At 71.3% G+C, this 8,159-nt stretch carries 8 protein-coding genes; 6 read left to right on the forward strand and 2 right to left on the reverse strand.

What is annotated here, in order from left to right; all coding sequences use genetic code 11:
• The first annotated feature begins 99 nt into the window (after positions 1–99).
• The gene (locus ACFYW9_RS31280) at positions 100–996 is read left to right on the forward strand and encodes an RNA polymerase sigma factor SigF (RefSeq protein ID WP_351875540.1); all 897 of its coding nucleotides are present in this window, start codon (positions 100–102) and stop codon (positions 994–996) included.
• 626 nt (positions 997–1,622) lie between these two features.
• Positions 1,623–1,913 carry a hypothetical protein gene (locus tag ACFYW9_RS31285; RefSeq protein ID WP_351875543.1) on the forward strand — a complete coding sequence of 97 codons (291 nt, stop codon included), beginning with the start codon at positions 1,623–1,625 and terminating at the stop codon, positions 1,911–1,913.
• A 166-nt stretch (positions 1,914–2,079) separates the two neighbouring features.
• Here the strand turns inward: ACFYW9_RS31285 and ACFYW9_RS31290 are convergent, their stop codons facing one another.
• Complete coding sequence (locus ACFYW9_RS31290) at positions 2,080–2,277, reverse strand: hypothetical protein (protein ID WP_037615166.1); 198 nt, start codon at positions 2,275–2,277, stop codon at positions 2,080–2,082.
• 341 nt (positions 2,278–2,618) lie between these two features.
• Between ACFYW9_RS31290 and ACFYW9_RS31295 the strand changes: the two genes are divergently transcribed.
• The 3 genes from ACFYW9_RS31295 (at position 2,619) to ACFYW9_RS31305 (ending at position 6,597) form a co-directional block, all read left to right on the forward strand.
• Positions 2,619–3,125: a MarR family winged helix-turn-helix transcriptional regulator gene (locus tag ACFYW9_RS31295; RefSeq protein ID WP_389157374.1), complete on the forward strand. Its 507-nt coding sequence runs from the start codon at positions 2,619–2,621 to the stop codon at positions 3,123–3,125.
• 21 nt (positions 3,126–3,146) lie between these two features.
• A complete protein-coding gene (locus tag ACFYW9_RS31300; protein WP_389157377.1) occupies positions 3,147–5,681 on the forward strand; it encodes an MFS transporter in 2,535 nt (844 codons plus the stop codon).
• Positions 5,682–5,775: 94 nt separating this feature from the next.
• Positions 5,776–6,597 (forward strand): YceI family protein, encoded by an 822-nt coding sequence (locus ACFYW9_RS31305; protein ID WP_389157380.1) that lies wholly within the window; start codon positions 5,776–5,778, stop codon positions 6,595–6,597.
• Between the two features lie 7 nt (positions 6,598–6,604).
• Here ACFYW9_RS31305 and ACFYW9_RS31310 read toward each other — a convergent pair whose 3' ends face one another.
• A complete protein-coding gene (locus tag ACFYW9_RS31310; RefSeq protein ID WP_389157401.1) occupies positions 6,605–7,327 on the reverse strand; it encodes an ANTAR domain-containing protein in 723 nt (240 codons plus the stop codon).
• Positions 7,328–7,481: 154 nt separating this feature from the next.
• Between ACFYW9_RS31310 and ACFYW9_RS31315 the strand changes: the two genes are divergently transcribed.
• A complete protein-coding gene (locus tag ACFYW9_RS31315) occupies positions 7,482–7,952 on the forward strand; it encodes a PPOX class F420-dependent oxidoreductase (protein WP_389157383.1) in 471 nt (156 codons plus the stop codon).
• The last annotated feature ends 207 nt before the right edge of the window (positions 7,953–8,159 follow it).

The following is an 8,159-nucleotide window of genomic DNA, read 5'->3' on the forward strand; positions in this document are numbered from 1 at the left end:
AGCGCGTTTGCCGCGGCCTCGCCTCCGGTATTCAGGTGGAGGCTGCGTTCCTCCGACGGGAGCGACTGCCGCGACCGTCCGCGACCCAAAGGGGGTGGCATGTCCGCAGATCAGGGCAGCTCGAAGGTGCTCACGCTCACGAAGAGCGACGCAGTGCCCGAGGCGCACGCCGCGCTTCACGATGTCCCTGCCGCCGAGGCCCCGGAAGCCGTTCTGGTCCCCGAATCCTCGGGCGCCATCGACACCCGGACCCTGTCCCGCTCCCTCTTCCTGCGGCTCGCCGCACTCGCCGAGAACAGCCCGGAGCGCGGTTACGTCCGGGACACCCTCATCGAGCTCAACCTGCCGCTCGTCCGGTACGCGGCGGCCCGCTTCCGCTCCCGCAACGAGCCGATGGAGGACATCGTCCAGGTCGGCACCATCGGCCTGATCAAGGCGATCGACCGCTTCGACTGCGAGCGCGGTGTCGAGTTCCCGACCTTCGCGATGCCGACCGTCGTGGGCGAGATCAAGCGGTTCTTCCGCGACACCTCCTGGTCGGTCCGCGTCCCGCGCCGCCTCCAGGAACTGCGGCTCGCCCTCACCAAGACCAGCGACGAGCTCTCGCAGAAGCTCGACCGCTCTCCGACGGTCGCCGAACTCGCCACCGCCCTCGGGGTGTCCGAGGAGGACGTGGTCGACGGCCTCGCCGTCGGCAACGCGTACACGGCGTCGTCGCTCGACTCGCCCGCTCCCGAGGACGACGGCGGCGAGGGCTCCCTCGCGGACCGCCTCGGCTACGAGGACACCGCGCTGGAGGGCGTGGAGTACCGCGAGTCGCTCAAGCCGCTGCTCGCCAAGCTGCCGCCCCGCGAGCGCCGCATCATCATGCTGCGCTTCTTCGCCAACATGACCCAGTCGCAGATCGGCGAGGAGGTCGGCATCTCGCAGATGCACGTCTCCCGTCTGCTCACCCGCACGCTGGCCCAGCTGCGCGAAGGCCTCATCTCCGACTGACCGCCCCACGCGGGGTTCATAATTGACGGATCGTCAGCCACACTGGCGCGATGCGTCACGAGCCGATGCGTCACGGGTCGACAAGCGGTCGCCGAGGTGTCCTGGTGTGCACTTCGGCGGCCGTGCTGTGTCTGGGCGGGGTACTGGCCGCGTGCGGGAACGGCGGGAGTGACGGCGGGTACGCCGCCGTCGGGGCCGCGGACGGCTCCTCACGGGCGTCGGGGGCGGTGGTGGCGCCTTCGGGCGAGGTCTCCCTGGTACCCCTGGACGGTTCGGCCGAAGGCGGCTCCGACGCCGCCGGGAGCAAGGGGGGTTCCGGATCCGGGAGCGGGACGTCGGCCACCGGTCCGGGCGGCGTCTCGTCCGAGAGCACGGGTGACCCCGGCGGCCCGGACGGTTCGGCGGCCGTCCCTGCCGGTTCGGGAGGCCCGGGGGCCGGCGACGGCGGTTCCGGGACCGGGACGGGCGGTGCGGGAGGTACGGGAACCGGCACCGGTGGCGGATCCTCTTCGCCCTCAGGTTCGCCGTCCGGCGGCGACTCCGGCCGTACGAGCGGGAGTTCGGGCAGTTCGCCGACGCCGCCCGCGCCCGGCCCGACAGCGAGCTCCGGGCCCGCCGTTCTCACCGTGAGCGATCCCTCGCGCGCGGCCACCGATCGGCGGTGGTGCGAGAAGGTGACCGTCTCCTTCGGCAACACCGGTGGTACGGCGGTGCGTTCGGGCACGGTGACCTTCGGGACGCACATCATCGGGGCGCTCGGGATCGACTGGGCGACGATCCGGTCGGCCGAGACCCTTCCGGCGCCGATCGCGGCCGGCGCGAAGAAGAGCGGGACCTGGACGGTGTGCGTCGACTCCTGGCGGGTGCCGCTGGGCATGCACATCGAGACACAGGACGTGTCCGTCCGGTGGGAGTAGACGTGTCCGTCCGGTGGGAGTAGGGGGTGTGGCCCTGCCGGGTCACGCCGCCCCGCTCACTCGCCGGTCACGCCCGGCCGTACGGTTCCGCTCGGCTGCCGGTCGCGTCCGGGTCGTACGGTCCCGCCCGATCACCGGTCCCGCCCGGCCGTACGGTCCCGCGGGATCACATGAAGGCGAGCCAGGCCACCGCGGCGACGACCGCGACGGCGAGGACGACGCCGACGATCAGACCCACGCGGGGACCCGCGGGAGCGGCCGCCTGCTGCTGCCGGCCCTGGGGGGCCTCGTCGACGAACGCACGGAACATCTGAGTGCTGCCCGCGGGGTCGTAGTTGCCCTCGGGGCCCTGGGTGTTTGCCATAGGCCGGACCCTAGCGAATGCGCGCGGGCTGCCCAAGTGCCGGGTTGCCGTTCACACCGATCGTGACGCGTCCCCTTCACCGTCCACGACCGGGACGCACACCGCCCCGGCCGGGACGCACACCGGCGCGCGCCACCTCTTCACCCGGCGTCCGTCCCCGGCGACCACCCCGCCCGAAGAACCCCACCCCACCCCATCCCATCCGTCCGTCACTCCCACCTGCGCGTTTCCGTTCGCCAACACTTGCCTTTGCCAACTTTTTAGCCCTGAAGCTCCGAACTCGTTTGCCTGCGGCAACCAACTTCTTTATGGTTGCCCTAAGCAACGAATAGGGAGGTGCGATGGCCGGGCAGGCGCAGTACGAGGAACTGGCTCGTCAGCTCAGCGCCATCGGTGCCGTGAAACGGGGGATGGGACGGATCCTGCCGCCCGACTGCCCCGCGGGCTCCGCCGCCGTGCTCACGCTGCTCGGCCGGTACGGCGAGATGCGGATGAGCCGGCTCGCGGAGCTGCTGTCCGTGGACATGTCGGTGACCAGCCGCCATGTCGCGCACGTCGCCGACCGGGGCTGGATCGAACGGTCCCCCGACCCGGCGGACAAGCGCTCACGCATCCTGCGCCTCACCACGGCCGGCCACGCCCAGCTCGACGAGCTGTCCCTGCGCACGTCGCGACTGCTCTCCGACCGGCTGAGCCACTGGTCCGACGACGAGGTCGGACTGCTCATCGAGCTGATGGGCCGGCTGCGCGAGAGCTTCGGCGACTGCCGCTCCCCGCAGTGGTCCCACGCGCACCCTCCCCCGTACGCGACAGACGTATCAGAACCGACCACCCGTACACCCGCGTAAATACGTAAGAAAAGGAAGCCCATGGCAACGACCACACCATCCGGTGTGCGGGGCTCTCACGCCAAGCACGGAAGCGCCGACGGCGCTCCGATGACGCACCGGCAGATCATGGAGGCGCTCTCCGGGCTGCTGCTCGGCATGTTCGTCGCGATCCTGTCGTCGACGATCGTCACCAACGCGCTCCCCGAGATCATCGGCGACCTGGGCGGCGGCCAGTCCGCCTACACCTGGGTCGTCACGGCCTCGCTGCTGGCCATGACCGCGACCACCCCCCTGTGGGGCAAGCTCTCCGACCTGTACAGCAAGAAGGCGCTCGTCCAGATAGCGCTGATCATCTACGTACTGGGATCGGCCGCCGCCGGCCTGTCCCAGAACCCCGGCATGCTCATCGCCTGCCGCGTGGTCCAGGGCATCGGCGTCGGCGGTCTGTCCGCCCTGGCGCAGATCGTGATGGCCGCGATGATCTCCCCGCGTGAGCGCGGCCGCTACTCCGGCTACCTGGGCGCGACGTTCGCCGTCGCAACCGTCGGCGGTCCGCTGCTCGGCGGTGTCATCACCGACACCAGCTGGCTCGGCTGGCGCTGGTGCTTCTACGTCGGTGTGCCGTTCGCGGTCATCGCGCTGATCGTGCTCCAGAAGACCCTGCACCTGCCCGTCGTGAAGCGGGACGTGAAGGTCGACTGGGCCGGCGCGTTCTTCATCTCCGCCGCGGTCTCCCTGCTGCTGCTCTGGGTCACCTTCGCGGGTGACAAGTACGACTGGGTCTCGTGGCAGACGTACACGATGGTCGCCGGCGCGATCGTCCTCGGCGCGCTGTTCGTGCTGGTCGAGTCCAGGGCGAGCGAGCCGATCATCCCGCTGCGGCTGTTCCGCAACCGCACCATCACCCTCTCCTCCCTCGCGTCGCTGTTCGTCGGTGTCGCGATGTTCACCGGAACCGTGTTCTTCAGCCAGTACTTCCAGCTGGCGCGGGACAAGTCCCCGACGATGTCGGGTGTCATGACGATCCCGATGATCGGCGGTCTGTTCGTCTCGTCCACGGTCTCCGGCCAGATCATCACCAAGACCGGCCGGTGGAAGTACTGGCTCGTCTCCGGCGGCTTCCTGGTCACCGCGGGCCTCGGCCTGCTCGGCACGATCCGCTACGACACGGCCTACTGGCACATCGCGATCTTCATGGCGCTGCTGGGCCTCGGTGTCGGCATGATGATGCAGAACCTGGTGCTCTCCACGCAGAACCAGGTGGCCCCGTCGGACCTGGGCGCGGCGAGCTCCACGGTGACGTTCTTCCGTTCCCTCGGCGGTGCGATCGGCGTCTCCGCGCTCGGCGCGGTCATGGCCAACCGGATCACCGACTACGTGAAGGACGGGCTGACCGACCTCGGCCCCAAGTACGCGGCCCTGGGCTCGGGTTCGGACTCCAGCTCCAGCATCCCGGACATGGACAAGCTGCCCGCGCCGCTGCGCACCGTGATGGAGAGCGCGTACGGCCACGGCATCGCGGACGTCTTCCTGATCGCGGCCGGCATGGCGCTGATCGCCTTCCTCATCGTGCTGTTCATCAAGGAGGTCCCGCTGCGGACGTCCGGCGCGCTGGCGCAGGCCGCCGCGGAGAAGTCCGGGGAACCGGTCACCGAGGCTCCCGTCGCCGAGGCCGTCGAGGCAGCGGCCGCCGCGGCTCTCGCCCCGGCCGTCGACACCACCGAAGCCGCCTTCGGGACCGCACCCGAAGGCACACAGCGGCTCGCCGCCGTCGCCACCGCGACGAGGGAGAGCGCCCCGCAGCCCGCGTCCGGCGGCATCAGGGTGCACGGCCAGGTCCGCGGCGCCGAGAGCGCGCCCGTGCCGCAGGCCGCGGTCACGCTGATCTCACCGGCGGGACGCCAGCTCGGCCGCTCGGTCGCGCAGGCGGACGGCTCGTACGCCCTCGACGCGCCCGGTGTGGGCTCGTACGTCCTGATCGCCTCCGCCGACGGCTTCCAGCCGCAGGCCTCGACGATCGTCGTGAACGACGAGCCGCTCGCGTACGACATCCTGCTGAGCGGCACCAGCGGGCTGAGCGGTGTCGTCCGGGCCTGCGAGGGCGCGTCCCCGGTCAGGGACGCGATGGTCGTCGTGACCGACGTCCGCGGAGATGTGCTGGCCACCGGAACCACCGGTGAGCAGGGCGAGTTCGCCTTCGCCGAGCTGGTGCCCGGTGTCGTGACGGTCGCGGTGAACGCCGCCGGCCACCGGCCGCGGGCCCTGCCCGTCGAGGTCGGCGGCACCGGGGTCACCCGGGTCGAGGTCGACCTCGACCCGGGAGCCCAGCTCCAGGGTGTCGTACGGGCGCCGCACGGCCCGCTGTCGGACGCCCGCGTGACGCTGGTGGACGCGGCCGGAAACGTGGTCGGCACGGCCAGGACCGGCGGCGACGGCGCGTACGCCTTCACCGATCTGGACGGCGGCGAGTACACCGTCATCGCGGCGGGCTACCCGCCGGTGGCGACCGCGCTGACCGTCGGCGGCCGTGGAATGGACGACCACGACATCGAACTCGCCCACCCCGGCGAGTAGTCCGAGCCCCGGCCCGTGGGGATGCGCGCACTCTGAGCGGAGGTGCGCCCCCCACGGGCCGGTTTTCATTGGTTCATCGCAAGGAGTTACTGCCATGGGACTGACCGCGAAGATCCGTACCCGGGACGGGTGGGCCGTCTCGCACGCGGTCGTCACGGTGACCGACTCGACCGGCACCCAGGTGCTGCGGGCCGAGGCGGACACCGACGGAACCGTGCACGACACCACGAGCCTCGCGCCGGGCGCCTACACGGTGATCGTGACCGCGCTCGGGTACGCGCCCGCCGCCTCGGGCGCCATCGTCACGGCGGCCGGCCGTGCCGAGGTCGGCCAGGTGACACTGGCCCGCCGGGGCGGCACCGAACTGCCCCCGCCGGGACCGTGGACCATCGACCCGGCGCACTCCTCCGTCGGCGTGGTCGCCCAGCACCTGGGCATCTCCAGCGTGCACGGCCGCTTCACGGACTTCGCGGGCCGCGTCGAGATCGCCCCCGGCGACGTGACCGCCTCCCGCGTCGAGGCGACGATCACGGCCGCCTCCATCGACACCGGCAACGGCACCCGCGACGGGCATCTGAGGTCGCCGGACTTCCTGGACACAGAGAAGCACCCGCTGATCACCTACCGCTCGACGGGCCTGACACCGGCCGGTTCCGACCGCTGGACCGTGCACGGCGAGCTCACCCTGCACGGTGTCGTCCGTCCCGTCGACCTCGACCTCTCCTACCTCGGCACCGGCGCCGACCCCTGGGGCGGCACCCGCGCCGCGTTCCGCGCGAGGGCCGAGCTCCACCGAGAGGACTTCGCGCTCCACTACAACCAGATCGTCCAGGCGGGCATCTCCGCCATCGGCACGACCCTGAGGGTGGAACTCGACATCCAGGCCGTGCAGGGCGAGTCGCTGCCGGCCGCCTGAGGCCCGCTCACCCGCCCTCGCCCACGTCGACGATCCGCCGGGCCAGGTCACGGAGCTTGACGTTCTCCCGCTGGGAGGTGCGCACGAGGCTGGCGAACGCCTCGGACGCGTCGATGTCGAGCCGCTCCATGAGGATGCCCGTGGCCTGGCCGATCAGATCCCGGGTGCGCATCGCCTCGGTGAGCTGCTCGCGCAGGGTGGCCGAGTCCAGCGCGATGCCGACGTGCGCGGTGAACAGCCGCCCTATGCGGGTGGCCGACTCGTCGAAGGCGCGGGGCGCCCGCGCGTAGGCCGTCAGAACGGTCAGCCGGCGCCGGTCGGCACGCAGCCGCAGCGACAGCACCGACCGCAGCCCGAGGCCCGACAGCGCGAGATCCCCGTCCTCCGCGGCACTGTCCTCGATCCGGGCCACCGGCGCCGTCCACAGCCGGTTCAGGTACGGGTGATGCTCACGGCCCGCGCTCAGGGCGTCGGCGGAACGGACGACCTCGTCCGTCCAGGCCAGCGTCTGCCGGTGGGCCTTGGGCTCGATGACGGAGATCCCGGCGTACTCGACACCTGGCAGGATGCGCACGGCCAGCCGGACGGCGGTACGCAGGGTGGCATGGGGACTCGAGGTCTCGTGCAACTGCTGAGCGGCGGCCGTGAGGCCTTCGGCCAGCTCGAAACCCGTATCAGAACGAGACAATTCGGAAAAATCAGACGCAGCCACCACGAACCTCTTCGGCATGCACGGCCACACGGCCATGCGCAGGAGAGCTCCGCAGCACATTCCCGACTGCGAGCACAGGACGAAGAGCACTTTAGCCGCTTCGATGAGGTCCGGTACCGCCCGCCGGCCGAGCCCGCGGGCGATCGCGGGGCACGCGGCCTACGCTGATCGCATGGCAGCCGACATCGCGACGAACACCTCTGTCTCCCTCGACGAGTTGCTGGACTTCGTACGCCCCCGCCACCGGGCCGTCCTGCTCACCCGCCGCGCCGACGGCGGCCCCCAGGGCTCCCCGCTGACCTGTGGCGTCGACGACTCGGGCCGCATCGTCCTCTCGACGTACCCCGAGCGTGCCAAGACCCGCAACGCCAAGCGGGACGAACGGGTCAGCCTGATCGTCCTCAGCGACGAGTGGAACGGGCCCTGGGTCCAGATCGACGGCACCGCCGAGGTGATCGACTCCCCGGACTCCGTCGAGCCCCTCGTCGAGTACTACCGGAACATCGCCGGTGAGCACCCCGACTGGGACGAGTACCGCGAGGCCATGCGCAGGCAGGCCAAGTCGATCATCCGCATCACCCCCACCCGCTGGGGCCCGGTGGCCACCGGCGGCTTCCCGCCCCACCTGGCCCCCCGGGACTGACCTGCCCAGCCGGGCGGACACCCCTTTTTTCGCCCCCTCCGCCCCTACCCGTCCCACCCCTGGGGCTCCGCCCCGGACCCCGCTCCTCAAACGCCGGAGGGGCTGAACTCTCGCCACCGCACACCCGCAGCCGGGATCCGGCGCGAGGGGACGTGCCGGTACATCGATGCCCGTCGCCACCGACGCCCACCCCTCACCCGACGGCGA

The organism is Streptomyces sp. NPDC002698, from assembly GCF_042888945.1.
Classification (GTDB): domain Bacteria; phylum Actinomycetota; class Actinomycetes; order Streptomycetales; family Streptomycetaceae; genus Streptomyces.